The organism is Candidatus Krumholzibacteriia bacterium (assembly GCA_035649275.1).
Classification (GTDB): Bacteria; Krumholzibacteriota; Krumholzibacteriia.
On the sequence record DASRJW010000024.1, the window covers coordinates 60,764 to 85,561 of the forward strand.

At 67.7% G+C, this 24,798-nt stretch carries 22 protein-coding genes; 15 read left to right on the forward strand and 7 right to left on the reverse strand.

The window, feature by feature from the left end:
- Positions 1-32: 32 nt before the first annotated feature.
- The 5 genes from VFE28_01905 to VFE28_01925 all read right to left on the reverse strand — a co-directional run bounded on the left by VFE28_01905 (position 33) and on the right by VFE28_01925 (position 6,745).
- On the reverse strand, positions 33-674 hold the full coding sequence (locus tag VFE28_01905) for a hypothetical protein (protein HZM14730.1): 642 nt from the start codon (positions 672-674) through the stop codon (positions 33-35).
- 774 nt (positions 675-1,448) lie between these two features.
- Positions 1,449-3,035 (reverse strand): serine/threonine-protein kinase, encoded by a 1,587-nt coding sequence (locus VFE28_01910; GenBank protein HZM14731.1) that lies wholly within the window; start codon positions 3,033-3,035, stop codon positions 1,449-1,451.
- Positions 3,036-3,177: 142 nt separating this feature from the next.
- Positions 3,178-3,738: an HAD family hydrolase gene (locus VFE28_01915; protein ID HZM14732.1), complete on the reverse strand. Its 561-nt coding sequence runs from the start codon at positions 3,736-3,738 to the stop codon at positions 3,178-3,180.
- A gap of 32 nt (positions 3,739-3,770) precedes the next feature.
- The gene (locus VFE28_01920; protein HZM14733.1) at positions 3,771-5,006 is read right to left on the reverse strand and encodes a hypothetical protein; all 1,236 of its coding nucleotides are present in this window, start codon (positions 5,004-5,006) and stop codon (positions 3,771-3,773) included.
- A gap of 80 nt (positions 5,007-5,086) precedes the next feature.
- On the reverse strand, positions 5,087-6,745 hold the full coding sequence (locus VFE28_01925; protein HZM14734.1) for an ATP-binding protein: 1,659 nt from the start codon (positions 6,743-6,745) through the stop codon (positions 5,087-5,089).
- A gap of 120 nt (positions 6,746-6,865) precedes the next feature.
- Here VFE28_01925 and VFE28_01930 point away from each other — a divergent pair, with 120 nt between their 5' ends.
- The 15 genes from VFE28_01930 (at position 6,866) to VFE28_02000 (ending at position 22,425) form a co-directional block, all read left to right on the forward strand.
- Entirely contained in the window at positions 6,866-8,485 is a 1,620-nt protein-coding gene (locus VFE28_01930) for an N-6 DNA methylase (GenBank protein ID HZM14735.1), read from the forward strand.
- Positions 8,486-8,606: 121 nt separating this feature from the next.
- A complete protein-coding gene (gene lptC / locus VFE28_01935) occupies positions 8,607-9,149 on the forward strand; it encodes an LPS export ABC transporter periplasmic protein LptC (GenBank protein ID HZM14736.1) in 543 nt (180 codons plus the stop codon).
- Positions 9,146-9,892, forward strand: coding sequence for an LPS export ABC transporter ATP-binding protein (gene lptB, locus VFE28_01940; GenBank protein ID HZM14737.1), 747 nt, complete (start codon positions 9,146-9,148; stop codon positions 9,890-9,892). Before lptC ends, lptB begins: the two co-directional genes overlap by 4 nt.
- Positions 9,893-9,920: 28 nt before the next feature.
- Positions 9,921-11,360 carry an RNA polymerase factor sigma-54 gene (gene rpoN / locus VFE28_01945; protein ID HZM14738.1) on the forward strand — a complete coding sequence of 480 codons (1,440 nt, stop codon included), beginning with the start codon at positions 9,921-9,923 and terminating at the stop codon, positions 11,358-11,360.
- A 224-nt stretch (positions 11,361-11,584) separates the two neighbouring features.
- Complete coding sequence (raiA, locus tag VFE28_01950) at positions 11,585-12,157, forward strand: ribosome-associated translation inhibitor RaiA (protein HZM14739.1); 573 nt, start codon at positions 11,585-11,587, stop codon at positions 12,155-12,157.
- Between the two features lie 88 nt (positions 12,158-12,245).
- On the forward strand, positions 12,246-13,214 hold the full coding sequence (gene hprK / locus VFE28_01955) for an HPr(Ser) kinase/phosphatase (GenBank protein HZM14740.1): 969 nt from the start codon (positions 12,246-12,248) through the stop codon (positions 13,212-13,214).
- Entirely contained in the window at positions 13,195-13,620 is a 426-nt protein-coding gene (locus VFE28_01960) for a hypothetical protein (GenBank protein ID HZM14741.1), read from the forward strand. Before hprK ends, VFE28_01960 begins: the two co-directional genes overlap by 20 nt.
- On the forward strand, positions 13,617-14,099 hold the full coding sequence (locus VFE28_01965) for a PTS sugar transporter subunit IIB (protein ID HZM14742.1): 483 nt from the start codon (positions 13,617-13,619) through the stop codon (positions 14,097-14,099). Before VFE28_01960 ends, VFE28_01965 begins: the two co-directional genes overlap by 4 nt.
- Before the next feature lie 12 nt (positions 14,100-14,111).
- Positions 14,112-16,220, forward strand: coding sequence for an alpha-amylase/4-alpha-glucanotransferase domain-containing protein (locus VFE28_01970; GenBank protein HZM14743.1), 2,109 nt, complete (start codon positions 14,112-14,114; stop codon positions 16,218-16,220).
- Positions 16,221-16,369: 149 nt separating this feature from the next.
- A complete protein-coding gene (locus tag VFE28_01975; protein HZM14744.1) occupies positions 16,370-16,669 on the forward strand; it encodes an HPr family phosphocarrier protein in 300 nt (99 codons plus the stop codon).
- A 3-nt stretch (positions 16,670-16,672) separates the two neighbouring features.
- The gene (ptsP, locus tag VFE28_01980; protein ID HZM14745.1) at positions 16,673-18,460 is read left to right on the forward strand and encodes a phosphoenolpyruvate--protein phosphotransferase; all 1,788 of its coding nucleotides are present in this window, start codon (positions 16,673-16,675) and stop codon (positions 18,458-18,460) included.
- The gene (locus VFE28_01985) at positions 18,457-19,530 is read left to right on the forward strand and encodes a bifunctional phosphoglucose/phosphomannose isomerase (GenBank protein HZM14746.1); all 1,074 of its coding nucleotides are present in this window, start codon (positions 18,457-18,459) and stop codon (positions 19,528-19,530) included. The genes ptsP and VFE28_01985 overlap by 4 nt, the downstream gene beginning before the upstream one ends.
- Positions 19,531-19,710: 180 nt before the next feature.
- Positions 19,711-20,874, forward strand: a complete 1,164-nt coding sequence (metK, locus tag VFE28_01990) for a methionine adenosyltransferase (protein HZM14747.1) — start codon at positions 19,711-19,713, stop codon at positions 20,872-20,874.
- A complete protein-coding gene (locus VFE28_01995) occupies positions 20,867-21,487 on the forward strand; it encodes a CoA pyrophosphatase (protein HZM14748.1) in 621 nt (206 codons plus the stop codon). The genes metK and VFE28_01995 overlap by 8 nt, the downstream gene beginning before the upstream one ends.
- Before the next feature lie 227 nt (positions 21,488-21,714).
- The gene (locus VFE28_02000; protein ID HZM14749.1) at positions 21,715-22,425 is read left to right on the forward strand and encodes a DUF5694 domain-containing protein; all 711 of its coding nucleotides are present in this window, start codon (positions 21,715-21,717) and stop codon (positions 22,423-22,425) included.
- Between the two features lie 52 nt (positions 22,426-22,477).
- Here VFE28_02000 and VFE28_02005 read toward each other — a convergent pair whose 3' ends face one another.
- Both VFE28_02005 and VFE28_02010 read right to left on the reverse strand, forming a co-directional pair.
- On the reverse strand, positions 22,478-22,939 hold the full coding sequence (locus VFE28_02005; protein ID HZM14750.1) for a nuclear transport factor 2 family protein: 462 nt from the start codon (positions 22,937-22,939) through the stop codon (positions 22,478-22,480).
- Between the two features lie 31 nt (positions 22,940-22,970).
- On the reverse strand, positions 22,971-24,602 hold the full coding sequence (locus VFE28_02010) for a PQQ-dependent sugar dehydrogenase (GenBank protein ID HZM14751.1): 1,632 nt from the start codon (positions 24,600-24,602) through the stop codon (positions 22,971-22,973).
- Between the last annotated feature and the right edge of the window lie 196 nt (positions 24,603-24,798).

Here is a 24,798-nt window from a genome sequence, read left to right on the forward strand (position 1 = left end):
CCCGAGATCCACGCCAGGCATCCGCACTTCGCCTACTCCCGGTACAGTCGCTTCACCACGTCCCAGTGCGTCGACTGGACGGCGACCGTCGTCGTACCCGTCGTGAAACGCCAGACCGGACCCGAGACCTTGCCACAATCCTGGTCGGGGCTCGCTACGACTCGCCAGTAATAGGTGGTTTCCGGCTCCAGGAGTCCGGGAGTGAAAGGCTGGCAATCCTCCAGCGCGAGGCACACCAGCGGCGGGTCCGGGGTGGTCCCGAAGTACACATTGACGTACGCCGTGCCGATACCGCAGCAGTAAGATGGCCCCGTCGATCCCCAGGTCAACTGCGGTTCACGGGTTACGTTGACCGCCGCATCCAGCGGAAGTGGATCCGAAGGCACCGGGAGCAGCGGACCCGGTGAGGTCGAGCCACCCTGGACCGAGACCGCGGTGAACAACGGCGAGTTGCAGCGGTGGACGACAGGACCATCGATCGCCGGATTGCTCGGCGTGTGGTGGCCGGTGACCTGCAAGGCATAGACCGGCGACTGCCCCGGGGGAGCGAGAATCGTCACCGTGTAAAGCAGGACGGCGCCGTAGGCGGTGCCCGGGCAATCGCTGAAGCTCATGGCGCACCAATCTCCGAACGGGTCACCGATGGCGATCGCCGCAGGGTTAGGCGTCACCACCGGCCGTGGCTCCGGGTGGCAAGCCGGTCACGGAGAATTCCGCCCCCGCGATCGACGGTAGGGTACCCAGTTCGGCAACGATGTAGTTCGTACCCGGGTTGCTGGTATCCAGATAGCAAGTCCCAGTAGAGATCTCCTTTACTACGCTAATGCGTCGAGGGCTGGCTGGTGGCGCGTACAGGAGCTACACCCGCCTCAGGGGCGGCCCCATCAGGGTTGCCCCGACAGGCGGCGGAACCCCGCTCGAATTGCACCCCCGAACCCGCCTCGAATTCGAAACCCCCGATGACTTCGGCAAGCGCTCGTTCACTTGCTCACGAGCAGCTGGGCATGGCTCCTCGTTCCCAAGCCAACATCCACTCGTCTCATTTCATTGACCGGCACGGATCTTTCTAGTCGAAACCGCGACAGCACTCGAGGAGCGCGGTGGCGGCGTGTCGGGGAGCCCCTGGCGCATAGGTGCACTGATTGAGTGCAGGCTCCCGAGACAGTGCCCGAAACGAGTGCAGGAATTGTCGGCTACTCGGGCCGGCAACCTCTCACTGTTTTCCATCTGCGGAGGCGCGTGCCAGAGTTCTCGGCGTTTTCCGCTGGCTGGTGTCGAGGAGGGAAGGAGACCGCTCACCATTCTCCATGCCCGAGGGTGAGGGCGTGCCTGAGTTCTCGGCGTTTTCCGCTGCCGGGGGACTCCGAGATAAGCCCATCGTGGCGAGGGGAATTGAACTTGCGGCCGTGACGTGAGGAGCGCTGCTTCGAGAGCAGCCGTCCCGACGCTCAGCGCTGCTCCTGCAGCCATTTCCTGGGTGGCACGCTGCTGCGCGCGCTCTCCGGCACCAGCGCCTGCCACCAGGAGCGCCCCTGGGCCTCGGTCCACGGCTCCACGCCGCAACGGCGGAGCGAGTCGAGGAGGTCGTCGGCGCTCTGAGGTCGGCGCGCCGGTTCCTTCTCCAGGCAGGAGAGGATCAAGCTGTCGAGGGCCGAGGGGATGGGGAGCTCGGTGCGCTGCGAGGGCGGAGTGGGTGGTGTGCGCGCGTGCTGGGCGATCACGTCGACTGCGCTCGCGCCGTCGAACACGAGCTGACCGGTGAGGAGCCAGTAGGCGAGGCAGCCGACTGCGTAGAGATCGGTGCGGGCGTCCACGGGCTGCATCCCGAGCACTTGCTCGGGGGCCATGAAGCCCGGCGTACCGCCGATGGCATCGGTAGCGCTCGTGATGCCGTCGGCGGGGCGAGCCGGCTTGACCAGACCGAAATCGAGCACCTTCACCACGTCGAAGGTCCGGCCGTAATGGCAGGCGAAGACGTTGGCAGGCTTGATGTCGCGATGGATGAGCTCGTTCTCGTGCGCTTCGGCCAGGGAGTCGCACACCTGGGTGAGGAAGTGCACGGCCCGGGCCGCGGGCACCGGACCGAATCGCCGCACGAAGGTATCCAGGTCGAACCCATCCAAGAGTTCCATGACATAGTAGAAGGTGCCGTCGTCGGCGATGCCGTAGTCGTAGACGGCGATGGTGTGCGCCGAGCGCAGGCGTGCCGTAGCCTGCGCCTCCCGCTCGAAGCGCCGCAGCACCTGCTGGCGCTCTGCGAGCGGCACGCCGAGGAGCTCGGGCCGGACGAGCTTGATGGCCGCGGGACGCGCGAGCAGGCGGTGTTCCGCGCGGTACACCTCCCCCATACCGCCCTTGCGCAGGAGCTCGCCGAGCTTGTAGCTGCCCAGCTCGCGAGCCGCCGTGACCTCTCGACTGAGCCGCGCCACGACCTTGGCGGGAAGCATGGCCAGGAAGGCGCAAATGAAGTTGGGCAAGTACGTCCACAGGATCACCTCCCCCGGTGGGAGGGGTACGCCTCGGGCGCCGGTGATTGCCAGGCCGACGAGGTCCATGGCGGCTGCCAAAAGAGATGCGACCACGGTGCGGAGCACGGTGTTCGGGACGAGCAGCGGATGCACGAGAAGAAGGGCGCAGATCCAGGAGAGCCCTGCGGTGTTCGGTGTCCATTGGTTCACCAGACCGATGGCGAAGGCGAGCACCACCTCGTAAACGAGAGCGAGATCGAGGAGGCGAGCCAGCGACAGCGACGCCCGCCGGGTCGCGAAAATCACCGCCACCGAGACGAGGATGCAACCCAGGGCGGCCGGATTGCCCGGCCAGGGCCAGGCATCGTCCAGGGGGCGTTCCGGCGACAGCCACGGCCCGACGATGTTGTTCATCACCAGCCCCAGACTCCAGAGACCGATCCACACCCACGCCGCCGTGGCCAGGCGCCGGCCGGCGTCGCGTTGGATCTCGCTCGGCAGACTGGCGAGACCGGAACGGCGGTTCAGGGTGTTGACGTCGGCGAGTGAGCCTTGGCGGAGACGCAACTTCCCTCGCATTTCGGTGTTGCAACTTCACCCCGAGGACAAGGCGGTGAAAGCCAGTGTGATCATAGCGGCCTGGGCGTGGCTCTTCCAGGCTGGGGGGCGCGATGACCCCGCGAGTCGATGGCAGCCACAGCGTCGACCTTCATCCCTTCAGGTGATCACGCAGCGCGAAGAACGTGTGCACGCAGAGATCCGCCTGCGCCGCATACTCGCCTTCGCCGCCGATGTCGAAATACACCGTGAAGGTTCCGGCCTCGCGTCCGGCCTGCAGGTCGTAGAGGAAGTCGCCCACCATCACCGCCTGCTCGGGACGGGCGTCCCAGGCTTGCAGGAGCTTGCGAATGCCGTCGCCGCTCGGTTTCGGAGCGCAAGCTTCGCGGCCGAGTACGAAGGGCGCGGGGAAGAAGGAAGACAGCCCGCATTGCGCCAGGGTCTCCATGGCGTTGGCGTGGCTGTTGCGCGTCAGGATGCCGAGCCGGGCGCCGCTTGCATGCAGGAGGCTCAAGAGCTCCAGCGCCCCTGGCTGTGTCCTCGAGCTGCGGGCGATGGCGAGCTCGATCGCGTCGAGTCGCTGGAACCGCGCCTCCCGTTCTCGCTCAGGGAGAGCGGCCATCTGCTCCAGGATCGGCCGTTGTGGGTCGAGCCCCAGGCTGCGCTTGATGGCGGGAAAGTCGTGGGCCGCGACCGTCAGGGTTCCGTCCATGTCGAAGATCCAATACCTGCGTGCCGAGAGGCTCATGGGTATGGCGCAGCCTCGCGCTGTTGCCGCAGCGCCTGCAGTCTGAGTTCGCTCTCGGCGCTCCGCCCGGCGGCCGCGGCCTGCGCCTGATAACGCCGCACCACCGCGAGGTCGCCGTAGAGGATGCCTACCAGAACGAGCGCCAGCAGGACCCGGCCCGCGGTGCCCACCCGGTGCCAGAGCCGGTGGAAGCCGAGAGCGACGGCGCCGCAGAGGAACGCGGCGGGCAAGCAGGTCTCGCCGAGGTCGAGTCGCGCCTGCGTGAGCGGATGCAAGCTCAGCGGTACGAGGAAGGCGAGATACGACGACAAGAGCCAGCGCACTGCACCGCCGCCCTTGACGAACCACAGCGCCCCGGCCCCGAGGAAGAGCAGTCCCGAAATCGGCCGGGTCTGCTCGACGAGGGTGAGCACTCGCGGCAGCAGTGCCTCCGAAGCTGATTCGACGGGTTGCACCGCGAGGGGCAGCAACATCTGGGAGAGGAGTCGCAGCACCCGCACCGGAAGCGACAACCAGGTCGAGGCGCTCAACAGGAGTTCATCGGCGCCCTGGCCGCGCAGCAGCTGCAGGATCACGGCGCCGCTGCCGAGGATGACGAGGAACGCCATCTTGCGCAGCACCGAGGATAGACTGCGGCGGTGGGGCCACATGAGGCCCCCCAGCATCACCAGCGCCATGGCGCCGGCCTCGTGGCAGAAAAGCGCCAAAAGGAAAAGCTCGGCGGTGAGGAGTGTCGCCAGCAAACGGCGACGCGGGGTGCGCTCGAGCTGGGCCCGGAGCGCCACGATGCCCGTGCCGAGGACGAAGGTGGTGGCGAGGAGGATCGACAGGTGCGCCGGCCGCCAGACGCTCTCACCATAGAAACCGAGGGCCAGGGCGAAGAGGATCGCGGCGCCTGCCGCCACGGCCGATCCGAGGGGGCCCCGGAAGAGCGCGAAGAGCAGCGTGGCGTTCGCGGCATGCAGCACCATGTGGGTGACCACATAGCGCGGTGCGCGCAATCCCCAGAGCGAGACCTCGCCGGCGAAGGCGAGCTGGGAAAGGGGGCGCTCGAACGGCGGGATCCAGGGCGGCGTGATGGCATCGGCCGCGCTGCGCACCCGCAGAGCGGGCTCGAGGACGGCGAAGTCCGCGCCAGAGAAACCGGTGTCGAGGCTGGAGGAGAAGGCGAAGAAGGCGCAGAAGAGCGAAGCCAGCGCCACCCCTATGTGGGCCACGAGACGCAGGTTCATGAAGGCTCGACCCGGGGCGACACGATGACCTCCCGGGCCACGGTAGAGACGGCTCGTTGCGGCTGCAAGGGGATTCCGCCTCAGGAGGCGCGGCCGACGCGCTCCGAGCGCGGCTGCGCGCCGCGGGGCCGGCGGCGCTTCTCCACCGGGATGCAGAAGGAAAAGGTGGCGCCCTTCCCGAGGCTGCTCTCCACCTGCACCTGACCGCCGTGCAGCTCCACCAGGTGCCGCACCAGGTCGAGGCCCAGGCCGACGCCCCCATGGCGCCGCGTGGTCGAGCCGTCGAGCTGCACGAACTTCTCGAAGATGAGCCCGTGGTGTTCCGGGGCGATGCCGATGCCGGCGTCGGTGATCGCCGCCCAGACCACGCCCTCTTCGCTCCAGGTGCGGACCCGCACTTCCGCTTCGGGGGGCGAGAACTTGATCGCGTTGGTGAGCAGGTTCCAGACGATCTGTTGCGAGCGCAGTTCATCCAGGTAGACGAGGGGCAGCTCCGGGTCGAGATCGAGGTGGATGGAGATGCGGTTCTTGTCGGCTGTGGGCCGCACCGTGACCACGGCAGCCTGAATCACCTGATTCAACGAGCCGAGCTGTAGCTTGAGCTCCGTGGCCAGGGAGTCGAGCTTGGCGATGTCCAGGAGACCGGCGATGAGCTTCTGCAGCTTCTGCCCTTGTTCGGCGATGACGCGCAGGAACTGCTCGCGCTTCTCCTCTTCGGGCCGTGTGAGCAGCAACGCCTCGGTGTAGGCGATGATGGCGGTGAGCGGGGTGCGCAACTCGTGGGAGACGTTGCTCAAGAATTCGTTCTTGAGCATGTCCACTTCCTTCAAACGCTCCGCCGCCTCGGAGAGCTCTTGGTTGCGGCGCAGCAGCGCCTTTTCCATCGCGCGCATGGTCGACAGGTCGCGCAGCACGCAGAGCAGTTCGCCCTCGCTCCCGAGGGAGACGAGCGTGAGGTGCACGTCGGTGGCGCCGTTGCGTCCCTGCACCTGCGCCTCCAGCTCCGCCCGGCCGGAGCGGCGGGCGCTGGCGAGGATCTGGCGCACTCGGGGGCGAGGCAGCGCCAGAACGCCCGGTTCTCCTGGGCGACTTTCCAGCGGCCGGCCGATCCAATGGTCGGCCCCGGACAGCAGCGTGCTACCACCGCGGCTCTCGCGCACCACGCCATCCCGTGACAGCACGAGGACGCACCAGTCCGGCAAGTGCTGCAAGAGCGCTTCATAACGCTCGGCCTCCTGCAGCGCTTGCCAGCGGCGGAGCGTGTGTCCGAGCACCGGCCCCGCCTGGGCGAGGAAGAAGTGCAGCGCCTCCAAGCGCGTGCTGCGCGGCGCCAGCAAGCGCAGCGTCGCCAGACGCTCGTCGCCATCGCGCAGCGGCAAGACCAGGCGTTGCGGCGGCGCGCTGCCGCTGCTTCGACCGCTGCCAGGCGCAGCGACGCGCCGCACGGCGTGGGTCGCCGGTAGCGCGTGCAGGTGCAGTTCCACTTCGCGGGCCCGGGTGTGGCGTGCGGCGCCGGCCACGATGGCATCGAGCAGCGCCGGGAGGTCCTTCGCATGCAGCAGGAAAGCGAGAGCCGCCAGGGCGTCCGCCGTTTCGTCGCGTCGGCGCCGGCGCTCCAGGCGCCGCGTGGCGTTGCCGTCCAGGCGCGTCGGCGCCCGACGCCGCCGCGCGCCGCGAGGCGTGCCGGTGGGCGTAACACCCAGAAGGTGGCGAGTGGAGCGGTCCTGACTTCGCGGCATGGAAATTCTCCGGTGCACTCCCGTCAGCACGAGACATGCCACGGAATCTGTTGACCTGGACGCGCTTGGCCGCCTTTACTCGCTGTGTTCCATCGTTGCGGAAAGTCGGCGGGGGTGCGGATGGTGCGGCGGCGCGGTCGAGAGCTCGAACTCTTGCCTCGAGCCATACAAGCGCTGGTGCAACGTCACGCCGACTCGCCGGCGGCGCTCTGGGGTTGGATCGAGCGGCTCCAAGACGCGCGTGAGCTGCAAGGCACCGTCGCTGTACCGCGGCAAGGGGTGGTGGCGACGCCGGCGCGCGTGGCCCGCCTCATGGCCGAGCGTCTCCTGCGTGGCCCGCATGGAAACCGGCCGTTGCGCTTGCTGGACGCGGGCTGCGGTTCCGGACGCCTGCTGACCGCGGCGCTGCGCGAAGCGTCGCGCCGCCGACTCCGCTTGGGCTGCGAAGGGGTGGAAACCGACGTCGCTGCCGCACGCTGGGCGCAAGCTCTGGAGGAAGTCCACCGCGCCGCCGGCGCCGCCCTCGTCGGCTGGAAGATCTTGCACGCCGATTTCCTCCTGGACTATGCGCCCCCGTCGCACTTCGACCTCTGCATCGCCAACCCTCCTTGGGTGGCGGCGCGCGCGCTCAGCGCTGGTTACCGCCGCAAGCTGCACTCGCACCTGCGCGGCATGGGGCGCGCCGATCTGAGCGCCTTGTTCGTGCAACGGTTGCTCGAGGTGTTGCGTCCCGGCGGCCGGCTGTGCGTCATCGTGCCGAACAAGCTGCTGGCGTCGGACTACGCCACCGCGTTGCGCCACCGTCTGCTGCAGGATTTCCGCCTCGAGGAAGTCTGGGATCTAGCCGGCGACGGCGTCTTCAGCGCCCACGCCGCCTATCCCGTCATCCTCGTCGTCGCCCACCGGCGTCCCGCCGCGGGAGACACCGTCGCCGTGCATCACGGCGGTGGAGCGGTGCGGACGCGCTGGCCACAGGAGGCTCTTCTCGCGCTGCCGCGCCATGTCGTGCCCCTCGATCTCCCCGCCGACTCCTGGCCGCTGCTGCGGCGCTTACTCGCAGGACCCCGCCTGGGCGACGCGGTCCCCGTCGGTTGCGGTCTCGCGGTCCCGGGCTTCCAGCGCGCCATGGATCGAGGTCGGGATCGCATCATCTGCAGCGGCGACATCCGTCCGTTCCGCGTGCGCGGCCGCCGCCGTTTCGCGCCGCAGCAACTGGACCTCGGGCGCCGCACCCTGGCGCGCCAGAAGGTTCCCAAGGTGGTGATCCCGGGCATGTTCCGCCGTCTCCACGCCGCTTTCGATGCCCGTGGCGATCTGCTCGGACGGGTGTACTTCGTTCCTGTCAGCGGGCGCGCCGACTCTCGCCGGGCGCTGCTCTTGGCCTTGCTCAACTCGCGCCTCTATGCCGTGCTCTATCGCGGTCTCTTCGGCGGCGTCGCCCAGTCGGGGGGCTACCTGCGCTTGAATGCCCCCTACTTGCGGCGCCTGCCCTGGCCGCAGCGGGCTCCCTCGGCGGCGCTCCTTCGTCTGGTGCAGGAGATCGAAAGGTCCGGCGCCCCGGAGAGCGGCAGGGCGCGGCTCGACCGCGGCGTGGAGGATCTCTTCGGCTTGGCGGCGCCGGAGCGCCGTCTGGTTGCGCGTCTGGAGCGGCGCCTCCACCCGGGACCATCGGGGAGTCCACGAACCGCACGGAGATTGTCCAGGCTGAGCGGGAGCGCCCCGGAAGTCGCCCCCTCCTGAGTTTGCAAACCATTGTAAATTATCATTTTGGCATAGAAGAGATGATTTGGCACGGGTGTTGCTTGACGCGACCGCCGGCATCTGCTAGTACCTGTAGAGAGGCCGGGAAGATTGGCGGAGGATGCACGGAAAAGCAGGAAACAAGCGTCGGGGAATCTGGCTGCTCGCCGCCTTGCTGGCAGCTGGGTGTGGGCGCGGTGAGAACACCGACACCGTGGGTGCCGGCGACGGGGCGAGCCAGGTGACGCGCAACTTCACGACCACCGCCAGCGACAGCGGCCAGGTGCGCTACGTGTTCCACGCCCGCATCGCCCGTGCCTACGACGATGACGAGACCCGGGCCGAGCAGGTCCGCGTGGAGTTCTACGACGCCGGCAGGGTGGTCTCGGTGCTCACCGCCCGGGAAGGCTTCCTGGAAGGGGGCCGCATGACGGCGAAGGGCGACGTGGTGGTGGAGACCACGGACGGTGCGCGCTTGGAGACGCAATCGCTCTACTGGGATCGGGAGAACCAGAAGATCCGCTCCGAAGAGCTGGTGCGCATCACCCGCCGCGACGATCCGGAGGTGCTCACGGGACGGGGGCTCACGACCGACCCGAACCTCGACCTCGTGGACATCCAGAATCCCAGCCTCACGGGGCCGGTGGGCGCGGAACCACGATGAAGACGAACGGCAATCGCCGGGCCGGCGTCCTCGAGGGACGCCAGCTGACGAAGAACTATGGTTCCCGGCGCGTCGTGGACGGCATCGATCTGCAGGTGCGAAGCGGCGAGATCGTCGGGCTGCTGGGGCCGAACGGCGCCGGCAAGACCACGACCTTCTACATGCTGGTGGGCATGATCAAGCCCAATTCCGGACAAGTTCTCCTGGGTGAGGAGGACGTGTCGAGGCTGCCGATGTACAAGCGCGCCCGCCGCGGCCTCGGTTACTTGCCACAGGAGCCGTCGGTGTTCCGGCGTCTCAGCGTGGAGGACAACATCTTAGGGATTCTGGAAACCCTGCACCTGCCGCGCGCCGAGCGCACCCAGCGCATGGAAGCCCTGCTGGAGGAGATGCGCCTCACCCACGTGCGCAAGAATCGCGGTACGCAGCTTTCCGGTGGGGAAAGGCGGCGCGTGGAGATCTCCCGCGCCCTCACCACGGATCCGCAGTTCATGCTCCTGGACGAGCCGTTCTCCGGCATCGATCCCATCGCGGTCGCCGACATCCAGCAGGTGGTCGGCCAGCTGCGCGATCGTGGCATGGGTGTCCTCATCACGGATCACAATGTCCGGGAGACCCTGCGGATCACCGATCGCGCCTACATCATGTACGAAGGAAAGATTCTGCTGTCGGGAACGGCCCACGATCTTGCGTCGGACCCCGAGGCGCGCAAGATTTATTTGGGGGAACGGTTCCAACTCTAATCCTGCGAAGGGCGGCACCATCGTGGAGATGAAGTTCGGCCTCCAGATGCGGCAGACGCAGCGCCTGGTCATGACTCCGAAGCTGCAGCAGGCGTTGAAGCTCCTGCAGGTCCCGACGCTGGAACTACAACAGATCCTCAAGCAGGAAATCCTGCAGAACCCGCTCCTGGAGGAAGTGGAAGAGGTCGAGGAGGACGAGGAAGAGATGGGGGCCGAGGCGCAGACGGCGGAGGAAAGCCCGGTGCCGGAGACGGCCGAGGCGCCCGCCGAGTCGGAGAACGGTGACAAGGATCCCGAGGAATCGTGGGACGAGTACTTCCACGAAGGCTTCGACCTGGGCTACAAGCGCAGCGAGGATCAGCAGGAGGAGTTCTTCGAGCGCGTCCCCGTGGCCCGCACCTCCTTCGTGGACTCGCTCTTGAGCCAGCTCCGCATCCTCACCAGCGACCCGATGGAGCTGCGCATCGGCGAGTACCTCATCGGCAGCCTCAACGAAAGTGGCTACCTGACCTGCTCCCTCGTCGAGGTGGCCAACACCTTCAAGGCGGAAGAAGCGGTGGTGGAGCGCGTCCTGGGCTACATCCAGAGCATGGAGCCCGTGGGGATCGGCGCCCGCAGCCTGCAGGAAGCGCTGCTCATCCAGCTGCGCCACCGCCGCCTGGCAGACTCGATCACCGCCGAGATCGTCCGCAACCATTTCGAGGCGCTGAAGCAGCGCAAGTACACCGAGATCGCCAAGAAGCTCCACATCTCGGTGGAAGAGGTGCAGGAGCACGCCAACGCCATCAAGGATCTCGACCCCAAGCCCGGGTTGGAGCTCATGACCGACGAGGTCCGCTACATCACGCCGGACCTCATCGTCGAACGCGTCGGCGACGACTACGTGGTCTTCCTCAACGACAAGAACATCCCGCGCCTGCGCATCAGCAGCGCCTACAAGCGCGAGCTCGATCGCGGGCCATCCAACGGCAACAAGGAGACCCGGGATTTCATCCTCGGGCGCCTGTCCTCGGCGCGCTGGCTCATTCAGACCATCGAGCAGCGGCGGAAAACGATGGTCAAGGTCATGGAGTGCATCGTGGACGAGCAGCGCGACTTCTTCGAGAAGGGCCCGGGGTTCCTGCGCCCCTTGACCCTGCAGCAGGTCGCCAGTAGAATTGGAATGCACGAAAGTACGGTGAGTCGCGTCACCACGAACAAGTATGTGCAGACGCCACGAGGCGTCTTCGAACTGAAGTACTTCTTCTCCTCCAGCCTCGAAACCGAGGATGGAGACGAGGTGTCGGCGAAGGCGGCGAAGACGCGCATCCTGGATATCATCGGCAAGGAAGACGCGCGGCGGCCGCTTTCGGATCAGAAGATCGCCGACATTCTCAAGCAGGACGGGCTGATCATCGCTCGCCGCACGGTGGCGAAGTACCGCGAGCAGTTGAGGATCCTGCCCGCCCGCTTGCGGAAGCAGTACTGACGGAGCCCCGGGTCGCGTCGGTTTCGCAGCCTTTCGAGGGGCGAACGCTCGATGCCAGTGCGCGAGAGCCCAGCGTGGAACAGAGGGCTGACCGCCCGTCTCAGGAACAGCGCGCCGGAAGACTGCCGGAGACCGCAGGTCTCCGGCTTCGCGTTTACGCCTGCTTTCTCCCCCTGCCGCGAACAAGTCATCCCGACGGGGATGCGCCGCAAAGGAGTGTTGCCATGCAAGTCTCGGTCACGGGTCGCCACTACGAGGTCACCCCTGCCCTGCGCACATACATCGACGCGCGCTTGGGCCGCTTGCATCGGTACATGGACAAGATCCATTCGGCCCTGGTGACCTTGAGCGCGGAGAAGCACCGCTACCGAGCCGAAATCGTCTTGCACACACGGGGCAAGGAGTTCACCGGCAAGGAAACCGCGGTGGACATGTACTCGGCCCTGGACCGGGTGGGCGACAAGCTGGAGAAGCAGCTGGCCCGCTTCAAGGACCGCCGCACCACGGCGCGGCGGCGCGCCGGCGCCAAGGCCGCCCGCACCAACGGCCGGCCGGTGAGCGGCACGCTGCGCGTGCTGCGGGCCGGAACCGTGGGGCGCACGCCGCAAGAGCACGAGATCCTCCAGGCTGGTGATTTCCCCATCGAGAGCCTGACGGTGGACGAAGCCATCCTCCGGCTGGAGGAAGTGGACGAGACCTTCGTCGTCTTCGCCAACCGCTCCAGCGAGCTGATCCACATCGTCTTCAAGCGCGGCGACGGCAACTACGGCGTGCTCAACCTCCACGCCACGCACTAGAAGCGCGCGCCCGACTCCAGACGCCCAGTGCACCCGTCGTGGTCGCAGGGGGCGGGCGTTGTTACAATGGCTTTCCGGGAGGTTTCCCGTGCGTGTGCTTTCCGTGCAGACGTTCTACGAGCGGCGGCTCGAGGTCTACAAGCTCGAGCTGCTCACGGCCAGCGCCGCCTCGGAGCGGGAGATCACCGTGCGCGAGGTGAACCGCCCGGGCTTGTGCCTGGCGGGGCACACGCGCAACTTCCTGGACGACCGCATCCAGATCCTCGGCGAGACCGAGATCACCTTCCTGGAGACGATGGCCGACAGCGCCCAGCGCGCCGCCATCGACCGGCTGCTGAAGTTTCGGCTCAACTGCATCATCATCACCAAGGCGCTGCCGGTGCCGCCCTACCTGCAGCAGCGCGCCGAGGAGCGCCGCGTGCCACTCTTGCGCACGCCCTTGTCGACCACGCCGTTTCTCCACTCCCTCACCGAGTACCTCACCGACTTCTTCGCCCCCCGCGACTCAGTGCACGCCTCGCTGGTGGACGTCTATGGCGTCGGTCTCCTCTTCGTCGGGCGGAGCGGCATCGGCAAGAGCGAGATCGCCTTGGACCTGGTGGAGCGCGGCCACCGACTGGTGGCGGACGACGTGGTGGAGCTGGTGCGCAAAGCGGACGACGTGGTCATCGGCCGCGGCCGCGAGATGCTGCAGCACAACATGGAGATCCGCGGCATCGGTGTGGTCGACGTGCGCGAGATCTTCGGCATCCGGGCCATCCGCATCCAGAAGCGCATCGAGGTCGTGGTGCGTCTCGAAGAGTGGAGCCCGGACCGGCACTACGATCGCCACGGCCTGGAACGCATGACCTCGGAGATCCTGGACGTCTCCATCCCCACGGTGGTGATCCCCATCTTCCCGGGCAAGAACGTCACCGTGCTCGCGGAGGTGGTGGCGCTGGATCACATGCTGCGCACCTATGGCTTCAATGCGGCCGAGAACCTCCAGGAGCGCATCGTCAGCAATGCCAAGGCCCGCGCGCACCTCGAGGAGTATCTTGCCAACGACAAAGAATGAGACGCCCGCGCCCCGCCTGGCCGGCGTCATCGTCACCCATGGGCCGCTGGCGGAGGCCTTGCGCGCCGCCGCCGGCCAGGTGGTGGGAGACGTCCGGGCCTTGGAGGCGGTTTCCAACGAGGGTTGCTCGCTGGAGACGATGACGACGAAGGTGCGGGCCGCCATCGAGCGCCTCGGGGCGACGGGCACCATCGTTTTCGTGGACTCCCGGGGCAGCAGCTGCGCCACCTCCAGCTTCGGGGCGCTGCAGGATCTCCCGAACGTGCGCATCATCGCCGGCGTCAACCTGCCGATGCTGGTGGATTTCCTCCTGCGCCGCGAGGACTACGACCTCGACCGGATGGTGGAACGCCTGCTGCAGCGCGGCAGGAGCTCGGTGCAGCTCCTGAAGGGACCGGGAGCGTGAACGAGCTCCTGGTGCGTATCGACGACTGTCTCTTGCATGCGCAGGTGCTGCTGACCTGGGGGACGAAGTTCGCGCCCCGCCGCGTCGTCTTGGCCCATGACGGTGTCGCCGCCGACGCCGCGCAGGCGGCGCGTTACCGCGACCTTGCCGAGGGGGACTACGAGATCGTCGTGCAGAGCGTGAGTGCCGCCGCGGCGGCGTTGCAAAGCGGCGCCGTGGTGCGGACGTTGGTCGTCCTGGGGTCCTGCGCCGACGCGCTCCGCTTCGTGGAAGCCGGCGCTCCGGTGCGACGCATCCAGCTCGGGGGTCTCCACACTCCGGGGGGCAAGGTGCTGCTCGATTACATTCATCCTTCTGCCGCCGATGCCGCGGCCTTGCGCGCCCTTCTCGCCCGCGGTGTGGAGCTCGAGGCGCAGGATCTGCCGGCGAGCTCGAGCGTTTCCGTCGACGCCGGGAGCCTGTCCCGGTTGTGGCCGTAACGGAAGGTGCGCATGTCTCGCACCGCCTTCGTTTTCGCCCTCCACAACCACCAGCCGGTGGGGAACTTCGACCACGTCTTCGAGCATGCCCACACCCAGGCCTATGCGCCCATGCTCGCCGTCCTGGCGCGGCATCCCCAGATGCGTGCCTGCCTGCATCAGAGCGGTGTCTTGTGGGAATGGATGGAGGCCCACCATCCGGAATACCTGGAGCAAGTACGCGTTCTGGTGCGACGCGGGCAGCTGGAGCTGCTCTCCGGCGGTTTCTACGAGCCCATCCTGGTGGCCATCCCGGAAGCGGATCGGCAGGAGCAGATCGCGCGCCTCCAGCGCTTCTTGGAGTCGCGCTTCGGCGTGGTGCCGCGGGGGGCGTGGCTCGCCGAGCGCGTCTGGGAGCCGCAGCTGGCGGAGACCTTGGCGCGCGCCGGTCTGCAGTACACCGTCGTGGACGACACGCACTTCCAGAGCGCCGGTTGGCCCGCGTCGTCGCTCCTCGGTTCGTTTCTCACCGAAGACAACGGCAACCTGCTCCGCGTCTTCCCCATTGCCAAGCGGTTGCGCTACCTGCTGCCCTTCGCCGAGCCCGAGGAGGCGGTGGAGTATCTGCGCCAGCAAGCCCAGGCGGGCGAGGGCGTCCTGATGGTGCACGCCGACGACGGCGAGAAGTTCGGCATCTGGCCGGGAACGCACGCGCGCTGTTACGAGCAGGGCTGGCTCGAGCGGTTCTTCACCGCCGTCGAAGCGCAGAGCGACTGGCTGCAGACCACGACCTTCGCCGACAGCCTGACGACCCACCCGGCGCGGGGACGCATCTACCTGCCGACGGCCTCCTACAGCGAGATGATGGAGTGGGCCCTGCCGGTGCCGGCGCAAGCGCAACTGCACGCGGCGCGAGAGCTCCTGGCGGCGCAGGAAGGCGGCGCCGCGCTGCAGGACTTCGTCCGCGGCGGTTTCTGGCGCAACTTCCTGGCGCGCTATCCGGAGGGCAACTGGCTGCACAAGAAGATGATGCACTTGAGCCGGCGCTTGTCTCTGGCCCGCGCCCGCGGCGAGTCACGGAACGGCGAGGTGCAGCAGGCGGCGGAGCACCTCCTCCGTAGCCAGAGCAATGACGCTTACTGGCATGGTCTCTTCGGCGGCCTCTACTTGCCGCATCTGCGCTCGGCGCTCTACCACGAGATCGTCCGCGCCGAAGCGCTCCTGGATGGAGACGGCGGCCACGCCACGGAAGTCCTGGACTACGACGTGGACGGCAGGCCCGAGATCGTGCTGCGCACGACACGCGCACTGGCAGTGCTCAAGCCCGACAGCGGTGGCGCCGTCTTCGAGCTCGACGACCGCCAGCGCGGTTTCAACGTCCTCGACCTGCTGGCGCGGCGTCCCGAGGCCTACCACGAGCGCTTGCGCCGTGGAAGCGAGAAGGCGGCGGCGGACGCCTCCGGCACCGTCAGCATCCATGACCTGGTGGTGGCGAAGGAACCGGAGCTGGAGAAGGCCCTACTCTACGACGCCTACCGCAAGGGTTCGTTCATCGATCACTTGCTGCCTGCCTCGGCCACCTCGGAGAGTTGGGAGAAGGCGGCGCTTCCCGAGCTGGCTTCGCCCTGGGCAGAAGCCTACGACTGGCGTCTGGAGGGAGACAGCGTCCGCCTCGAGTGCACCGTGCCGTTGCGCGCGCCGGCGTCCGGCAAGCTCGTCGTCAGCCGTCGTCTCCGGCTCCAGGGCGCCTCGTTGGAGGCGGAATACGAGGTGTGGCTGGATGGCGAGGCTGCGCCGGAGTGCCGCTTCGGCGTCGAGCTCGCCGCGAATCTGCTGGCCGGACGAGCGCCGGACCGTTGGCTGGAGGCGAACGGCGTGCGTCTCGATCCGGGTCATCTGGCGAGCCGCGGCGTCCTCCACGGCGTCGAGCGCCTCGATCTCGTCGACGCCTGGAGCGGCATCCGCGTGCGCCTCGCGTGCAGCGAGCCGATGGAAGTCTGGCGCACACCCATCGAAACCGTGTCCACCTCGGAGAGCGGCTTCGAGCGCGTCTACCAGGGCACAGCCTTTCTCTTCCTGCGCACCCTCGAACCGCGTGTGCCGTGGAAAGCGAGACTGGTCCAGAGTCTGGGCGACGCATGAAAGCGACGCGGGGGCGCGCTGGCGGCAGGCGCAGCCAGTCGGTTACCATGCGTCGTGGCGGCGGCTCTCGTCTGGAGTCGCGTGTCGCTGCAGGGTGGCGCTGCGCCGCCTGCCGTACGCGGGGACGACCGTTCAGAGCGGCGCCCCGAGTGAATCCCTCGAGCGGGCACGTGGCGATGACCCAGGCCGAGACGCGCATTCGCAACGCGCTGGGGATGCACCTGCGTTCGGCAGGGACCTTCGTCAAGTTGGCCTCCCGCTTCCAGGCGCAGATCCTGGTGTCGACGCCGGAAGTGCCGCCCGTGGACGGCAAGAGCATCCTCGGTTTGGCGACGCTCGGGGCGATTCAGGGAACGCCGCTCATCATCCGCGCCGACGGCCCCGACGAGGTCGAGGCGGTGCGGGCGCTGTGCGAGCTCGTGGAGCAGGGCTTTCATGAGGAGCCGTGAGGCATGCCTCGTCCCGCCAAGGAACTGCGCCTGCGCGGCGTCGCCGTCTCCCCTGGTATCGCCATGGGCAATGCCTACGTGCAGCGCCCGCGGGAGATCTTGGCACCCAACTACGTCGTGGCGCCGGAACGGGTGGACGAGGAGCTCCGACGCTTTCACGCCGCCCTCGACCGCGCCCGTGAAGAGATCCGCGAGAGCCGCATGCGGCTGGCGGAGAAGATTGGCGAGGATCACGCCAAGATCTTCGATGCTCACCTGCTGATCCTCGAGGACACCAAGGCCATCGACGACACGGAGACCCTGGTGCGTCAGGATCTCATGTGCGCCGAGTTCGCCTTCAACCGCGTCATCGGCCGCATCCTCGAATCCTTCGACAGCATCGGCGACTCCTACCTGCGCGAGCGCCGCGCCGACGTGGAAGACGTGCGCCGCCGGGTGCTGCACATTCTCATCGGCCTGGAGCCGGCGTCCTTCGGCGCTCTCAACGCCGAATCGATCCTGATCTCCCGCGAGCTCAGCCCCTCGGACACCGCCATGATCGACCGGCGCTACGTCCTCGGCGTCGCCACCGAGCTCGGCGGGCGCACCTCCCATGCCGCCATCCTGGCGCGCAGCTACGGCATCCCCGCCGTCGTCGGCCTCGAGGGCCTGTGCGATCAGGTGCGCCACGGTGATGCCATCCTCATCGACGGCCACGCCGGGCTCGTCGTGCTGCGGCCCACGGAAGCCTCGCGGAAGGAGTACGAGGAAGCGCGACAGCGCTTCCACGAGCTCGAGCGCGAGCTGCTCACCTTGAAGGATTATCCGGCCATCACCCGGGATGGGCGGAAGATCGAGCTCTCTGCCAACGTGAAGACGCCGGAGGATTCGGAGCTCGCCCTGGCGAAAGGGGCGAAAGGGGTCGGCCTCTACCGCACCGAGTGGTTCTTTCTCACCCGCGACGCCTTGCCGAGCGAGGAAGAGCAGGTGCAGCAGTACACCCAGATCGCCCAGGCCATCGCGCCGGACCCGGTGATCTTCCGCGCCCTCGACATCGGCGGCGACAAGTTCGCCAGCTACTTGGGCCCGGGCAAGAGCGAGCTCAACCCCTTCCTTGGTTGGCGGGGCATCCGCTTCCTGCTGACGCGGCGCGACATCCTGCGCACCCAGCTGCGCGCCTTCCTGCGCGCCTCGGTGGCCGGGAAGGTGAAGGTCATGTTCCCCATGATCACCGGCCTGGAGGAGGTGCGCGCCACCCGCGCCCTGGTGGACGAGGTGCGTCGCGAGCTGCAGGAGGAGAACCGCCCCTTCGACCCGGACATCGAAGTGGGTCTCATGATCGAGACGCCGGCGGCCGTCGCCATCGCCGATCTCCTGGCGCAGGAGACCGACTTCTTCAGCATCGGCTCCAACGACCTGGTGCAGTACACCCTCGCGGTGGACCGGAGCAACGCCCGGATCAGCTACCTCTACGAGCCCATGCACCCGAGCGTGCTGCGTCTGGTGCGTAACACCGTCGACGCCGGGCACGCCCACGGCATCTGGGTGGGCATGTGCGGCGAGATCGCCGGCGACCCGCTCTACAGCGTGCTCCTCGTCGGCCTGGGGCTGGACGAGCTCTCGATCAGTGCGTACATGATCCCGGAGGTGAAGCGCATCATCCGGGGCATCACCTACGACGAAGCCAAGATGCTGGCGCGCAAGGCGCTCGGTCTCTCCACCGCGGCGGAGATCCGCCGCCTCGTCTCCTCCGTCATGCACGAGCGCTTCCCCGAGCTCGTGGCGGCGGAGACGAGCGAGGAAGCTCCGTGAATCTCGACGACGTGGATCGTCTTGCTGCCGCGGATCCTGGCGGCATGCTGCGCCAGGTGGCGGATCTGCCGCGGCAGCTGGCGCAAGCCGGAGCCCTGGCGGCGCCGGCCCGCAAGGCGCTGGCAGCGCTGCCGGGACGCGGCCGCTGGACCGAGCTCCTCGTTTGCGGCATGGGCGGCTCGGCCATCGGCGGCGACTACGCTGCCGCCTGGGCCGCCCCGCAAGGGGCGCGAGTGGTCGTGCACCGCGGTTACGGTGTGCCGCCCTGGGCAAGGGCCACGGCGCTCTTCGTCTTCTCCAGCTACTCCGGTGACACGGAAGAGACCCTCGCCGCCTTCAGCGCGGCGCCGCGGGATGCCGCACGTCTTTGTCTCACCACGGGAGGGGAGCTCGCTCGCCTCGCTGCGGCGGAAGGTGTGCCGGTGCTCCCCTTGCCCGGCGGTTTGCAGCCGCGCTCCGCCCTCGGGCACTCGCTCGTGGCGCTGCTCTGGGTGCTGCATGCGGCGGGGTTGTTGCAGGAATCGCCGGCCGTGGCGCTCGAGGCGGCAGCGAGGCAGCTCCAAGCGCTCGCGCCCACCTTCGCACCGGAAAAGCCGGAGGCGGACAACCGCGCCAAACAGCTGGCCCGAGCTTGCGCCGGTCATCTGGTGTGGATCGTGAGCGGCCAGGGTCTCCTGGAGCCTGCCGCCCGCCGCTTCAAGGCGCAGCTGCACGAGAACGCCAAGACCCTGGCCTTCGCCAGCGTCGTCCCCGAAATGAACCACAACGAGATCATGGCGGCGCCGCTGCCGGAGGCGATCTGCAGCCGTACTCGGCTCGTCTGCCTCGCCGATCCCGAGGACCCCGAGCCGGTGCGCCGGCGGCTTCGCCTCACCGCCGAGCTCCTCTCACCCCATCTCGCCGGGGCGGAGTGGCTGGAGTCCTCGGGCCCGGAGCGGCTGGGGCGGCTGCTCGGCGTCACCCTTCTCGTCGACTACACCAGCCTCTACACCGCCTTCTTGCACAGCGTGGACCCATTGCCGGTGCAGCGGATCGAGCAGCTCAAAGAGCGGCTGCGTCGCGCCCCCTAGCGCCGGCCTCGGAGGCGGTCGAGCGCACCTGCCGGGGAAGCCCCTGCGGCGCAGCGCGGCCCCGTGCTACAATCGCCCCCACGCTCGGGAGAGTCGGCTTCTACGCCGGGGTAGCGCCCTCGCCTCCGGACTGCCCGCCCGGTGTACGCCAGGAATCCAAAACCCCACGAAGGAGTGGAGATGCCGGAGACCCGCCTATTCACCTCCGAATCGGTCACGGAAGGACATCCGGACAAGATCGCCGACCAGATTTCGGACGCCGTGCTCGATGCCACCTTGAGCGTGGACCCGCGCAGCCGCGTGGCCTGCGAAGTCCTCGTCACCACCGGCATGGTCTTGGTTTCCGGCGAGATCACCAGCAACGCCCAGTTGCAGGTGCCCGAGCTGGCACGGCAGGTGATCCGCGACATCGGCTACACCCAGGCGGAATACGGCATCGACGCCGACACCTGCGCCGTGCTGCTCGCCATCGACAAGCAGTCCCCGGACATCAAGGTCGCCGTCGACCGGGATGGGGCGGGGGACCAGGGCCTCATGTTCGGCTACGCCTGCAAGCACACGCGCTCCCTCATGCCCATGCCCATCGTCCTGGCGCATCGTCTGACGCGCCGGCTGGGGACGGGGCGGCGGGACGGCACGCTCCCTTATCTGCGCCCCGACGGCAAGTCGCAGGTCACCGTCGAGTTCAACGGCCGGCGGCCGACGCGAGTCACCACCGTGGTGCTCTCGGCGCAGCACCATCCCGAGATCAGCCAGAGCCGCATCCGCGAGGACCTCATCGAGCACGTGGTCAAGCCCGTCCTCGCCACCGAGGACGTGGACACCAAGAACGTCCAGTACTTCATCAACCCCAGCGATCGCTTCGTCACCGGCGGGCCCCAAGGCGACTGCGGTCTCACCGGGCGCAAGATCATCGTCGACACCTACGGCGGCTGGAGCCGCCACGGCGGCGGCGCCTTCAGCGGCAAGGATCCCTCCAAGGTGGATCGCTCGGCGAGCTACGCGGCGCGCAGCATCGCCAAGCACGTGGTCGCCGCTGGTCTGGCCGACGAGGTGGAAATACAGCTCGCCTACGCCATCGGCGTGGCGGAGCCGGTGTCGGTGCTGGTGGAGACCTTCGGCACCGCCAAGGTGGACGAGGACCGCATCGCTCGCGCCGTCCGCGAGACCTTCCCGCTCACGCCGAAGGGCATGATCGAGTGGCTCGATCTGCGCCGGCCCATCTACCGCCAGACCGCCGCCTACGGTCACTTCGGCCGCGAGGACGAGGGCTTCACCTGGGAGAAGCTCGATCGCGTCGACGAGCTGAAGGATCGCGTCCACCAGCTGAAGAGCCGTGTCTGAGTCGCCGGACCAGCCCTGGGCTCTGGTGGAAGAGCGCCTGCGCCGGGTCCTCGCGGGGCGTCGACCGGAGCGCCTCGGTGACCTGGACCCGCGGGTAGCGACGGCGGTGGGCAATCTCCGCCCTGCCGCGGTCGCACTGCTGCTGGAGCGCACGCCGGGCTACAGCGTCATCCTCACCAAGCGCACCCAACAGGTGGAGCACCACAAAGGGGAGATCTCCCTCGCCGGCGGGATGCGCGATGCCGTGGACGCCGATCTCGAAGCCACGGCGCTGCGGGAGCTGCACGAGGAGATCGGCGTGCTGCCCCAGGCGGTCACCGTTCTCGGCCGGCTCGACGAGGTGGCGACCGTGACCGGCTTCCTGGTGACGCCGGTTGTCTGCGCCGTCGATACGGGACAGCGCTTGCAGCTCCATGCCGCCGAGGTGGAGCGCGTGCTGCACGTGCCGCTCGCCGTGCTGCGCGATCCGACCGCTTGGTTCGACGACTTCCGTACCTGGCGCGGCGAGACCTACCGGCTGCGCTCCTGCCGCTACGGCGACGATGTCATTTGGGGCGCCACCTCGCGCATCCTGCAGCACTTCCTCGCCGTCGTCCCGACGGACATGCTCTGAATCACCGGCTCGAAAAGGCGTTCCCTTGTAACCCTTTCGCCAGAGACGTCGTCTCACTGGCGGGGCGTGGCGACCTGTCCCAGGAGCATGGCATGGGAGGTTCGACGATGCGATCCAGAGCGACTCTTGCCGCTGTCACTGTTTGGGCATGCAGCTCGCCTCCCCTCCACGCGCAGCAACCGCCGGTGGAGACGCCCACCACGCCGGCCCGCGCGGAGGTCTTGGTCGTGGGCCTCTACCACATGGCCAACCCGGGGCGCGACATCTTCAACACTCAGGCCGACGATGTCCTGGCTCCCAAGCGCCAAGCCGAGATTGCGGAGGTCATCGCCGTCCTCAAGAGGTTCCATCCCACCAAGATCGCCGTGGAACGCGATTTCGGCGACACGCGCATCTCCAAGGACTATCCCGCCTACCTGGCCGGCAAGCACGAACTCACTCGCAACGAGGTCGAACAGCTCGGCTTCCGCCTCGCCAAAGAACTCGGCCACCCGACCGTGTACCCGGTGGATGCGGACGGCGAGTTCCCCTTTCCGCGCGTCGTCGACTACGCCAAGGCCAACGGCCACTCGACCGAGTGGGAGGCCCTGATGCGCGAAGTCGGCGACATGGTGAGGGAGAACAATGCGTACCTGGCCTCGCACACCGTGCTCGAGACGCTTCTCACCATGAACTCGGACGACAAAGTCGCCCAGGACGTAGGCTTCTACTACCGGGAAGCGCACTTTGGCGAGGCATGGAATTGGGCTGGCGCCGACCTGGTCGCCGACTGGTTCCGACGGAACATCCGCATCTACAGCAACATCGTGGACCTGGTCGAATCTCCCCAGGAGCGCATCCTGGTCCTCTATGGCTCCGGACACCTCGGCTGGCTGCGACAGTTGTTCGCCAGCGATCCCACCTTCGGTTTGCGCAAGCTCGGCGAGTTTGCCCGGTAACCGCCAGGCGCGACACTGGACGCGAGGCTACGGCAGAAGGTCCACATCCCGCCTAGGCGGCCGGTTCTTTCTCCAGCTCGAGGTTGCCGTCGAGGAACTTCAGGTTGAAGCGGAACGAGTCGATACGCCAGACGCTCGTGCTCCGTTGCAAGCCGAAGTCGTAGCTGCCGACGAAGGTGCGGGTGTTGCGTCCGGAGTGAGTGCGCCGGTAGTGGAACGCCACCCCGTAACAGAAGGCCGTTGCCCGGTCCCCTTCGATGGTGACGCGATGGTTCCCCGCCTGATGGTGCACCGCTTCGAGGGGCCGGAGCCCCTCTTCCCAGGCGGCGATGATTTGCCGCGGCGAGCGATCGACCGCGGGGCCGGCGCCGACGCTGGACATGTCGAAATGCACCGTGGGAGCGAAGCAGGATTCTACCGCGGCCCAGTCACGGTTGTCCGTGCCGATGAAGAGACGGACGAGGAGATCGACGATGGCGTCCTTGTCGGCAAGATCGCTCAGAGGATCGGACATGCTCACGCTCCTTCCGGATCCTGCTCCGTTTTCACCGCACGAGCGTGAGCTTGCCGCGCCCGAGCTCCTTCGACCACGTTCCCAGTCGATACACGTAGAGGCCGGAGGCGACGGGGAGTCCGGCGTCGTCGAGACCGTCCCAGGGGATGTTCTCCTCTGGCAAGGGGTGCAGGCTTCGCACCAGCCTGCCGCTGGCGTCGAAGATCCGGAGCCACGCCGCTTCGGCGCGAGGCAGGCGGTAGACCATGGTGATCTTGCTGCCAGCGCGAGCCGGGTTGGGGTAGGCGAAGAGCCGCGCCGTGGCGAGGCTCGAGGCTGCATCGGTCGTCCCGACGTCGACGATGCGGTGCAGGCCGCGGTCAAGTGAGACGGTGAACATGGTGAGGAAGTAGAGGCCGCCGTCGGGGCCGACTTGCATGTCGGAGATGAAGGGGATGTCTTTCGCCCAGTCGAGGGAGTTGGGCTGTCCCGGGACCGGCGGCGCCGGGATCCAGTCGCTGCCGGAGCGCACCAGGCGGCGGATCCAGCCACCATAGTGGTCGGCGAAGAAGAGGTCACCGTCGTATTCGAAGGGGAAGCTGCTCGGCGAGCCTTGCACACGACGGTAGATCGGGCCACCGATCACCGAGGCGGTGCCGGGATCGGGGGGGTTGGGAAAAACGTGGACCGGTGCGACCGCCGGCTCGACCAGGCAAGCGCCGCAGCACGGCCGCGCCACCAGGCCCTCGTAGGCCGGCCAGCCGTAGTTGTCGCCGGCGTAACCGGCATGCACGGCGACGTCGATCTCCTCCCAGTCGAGCTCGCCGACGTCGCCGATGACCAGGTCGTTGCTCAACGGATCGATGCAGATGCGGAAGGGGTTGCGAAGGCCGTAAGCGTAGACAAGACGCGCATTGTCCGTCGGCCCCGAGAAGGGGTTGTCCGGCGGCGTGATGGCGCTCTTGGGTGGTGGGCCGCTCCCCGTTCCTGGCATGGCGCTCACGTCCAAGCGCAGGATTTTGCCGCCGAGGAAATCCCGGTCCGTTGCCTCGCAGCCGGCGCCTTCGTCGCCGATGCTGACATAGAGGTAGCCGTCGGGGCCGAAGCGGAGCGTGCCGCCGTTGTGATGGTTGTAGAAGTCGCGGATGTCGCGAAGGAGGACGTAAGGGCTCCCGAGACTCAGGTTCGTGCTCCCCGGGTCGTTGAGGTCGCCGCTCGCCGTCTGCATCGTGATGTGGATGGTGGAGTCTTCGTAGGTGCCGTGGAAGTAGACATACGGCCGCGCGGGCCAGTCCGGGTCGACGGCGACGCCGAGGAGACCGCGTTCTCCGCCCCCGGTGATGCCCGGAATGTTGGCGATGATGTTCGAAGTGTGGGAGCCCACGGCAGCGAGACGCACGTTGCCGCTGTCCTTCTCCAGGAGCAGGATGCGCCCATCGGGAAGGAAAGCGAAGGCGACGGGGAAGGTGACGAACGGCTGGTGGACCACGATTTCCAGCGCGAAACCCGTCGGCACGGTCTGCGCTTGCAGGGTAGGCGGGCCGGTGAAGATGACGATCGCGACCAGGAGAGGGAGGGCGGCTGCCGGCGCCGGACGGCGTCGAAACTTGACCGCGATCGCAACAGACTGATTTCGTTCGCAAATCCTGCTGATGTGTTGCAGGCGCGGATGGTGTGTGCTCACGGCAGCCTCCTCAGGCGGTCGGCGCGGTGCCCGGCCCCGCCTGGACGCGGTCCACGGGCTCCGACGACTGGGTGTTCGACATGGCGTCCATGTTCGACCCTGGTCGGAGCGTGGTCAAGGGAGAGGAAAGCCGCTCCGATGTTGGTCGACCGGGGGCGGGTCACCCCGAGGCTGTAGACCCGAAGGCTGGTCACCC

Bases quoted from the DNA above. Each gene is read 5' to 3' on its own strand.
- VFE28_01915 (HZM14732.1), bottom strand. From the start codon at position 3,738: ATGGACGGAACCCTGACGGTCGCGGCCCACGACTTTCCCGCCATCAAG.
- VFE28_01920 (HZM14733.1), bottom strand. From the start codon at position 5,006: ATGAACCTGCGTCTCGTGGCCCACATAGGGGTGGCGCTGGCTTCGCTC.
- VFE28_01925 (HZM14734.1), bottom strand. From the start codon at position 6,745: ATGCCGCGAAGTCAGGACCGCTCCACTCGCCACCTTCTGGGTGTTACG.
- VFE28_01930 (HZM14735.1), top strand. From the start codon at position 6,866: ATGGTGCGGCGGCGCGGTCGAGAGCTCGAACTCTTGCCTCGAGCCATA.
- lptC (HZM14736.1), top strand. From the start codon at position 8,607: ATGCACGGAAAAGCAGGAAACAAGCGTCGGGGAATCTGGCTGCTCGCC.
- lptB (HZM14737.1), top strand. From the start codon at position 9,146: ATGAAGACGAACGGCAATCGCCGGGCCGGCGTCCTCGAGGGACGCCAG.
- rpoN (HZM14738.1), top strand. From the start codon at position 9,921: ATGAAGTTCGGCCTCCAGATGCGGCAGACGCAGCGCCTGGTCATGACT.
- raiA (HZM14739.1), top strand. From the start codon at position 11,585: ATGCAAGTCTCGGTCACGGGTCGCCACTACGAGGTCACCCCTGCCCTG.
- VFE28_01970 (HZM14743.1), top strand. From the start codon at position 14,112: ATGTCTCGCACCGCCTTCGTTTTCGCCCTCCACAACCACCAGCCGGTG.
- ptsP (HZM14745.1), top strand. From the start codon at position 16,673: ATGCCTCGTCCCGCCAAGGAACTGCGCCTGCGCGGCGTCGCCGTCTCC.
- metK (HZM14747.1), top strand. From the start codon at position 19,711: ATGCCGGAGACCCGCCTATTCACCTCCGAATCGGTCACGGAAGGACAT.
- VFE28_02005 (HZM14750.1), bottom strand. From the start codon at position 22,939: ATGTCCGATCCTCTGAGCGATCTTGCCGACAAGGACGCCATCGTCGAT.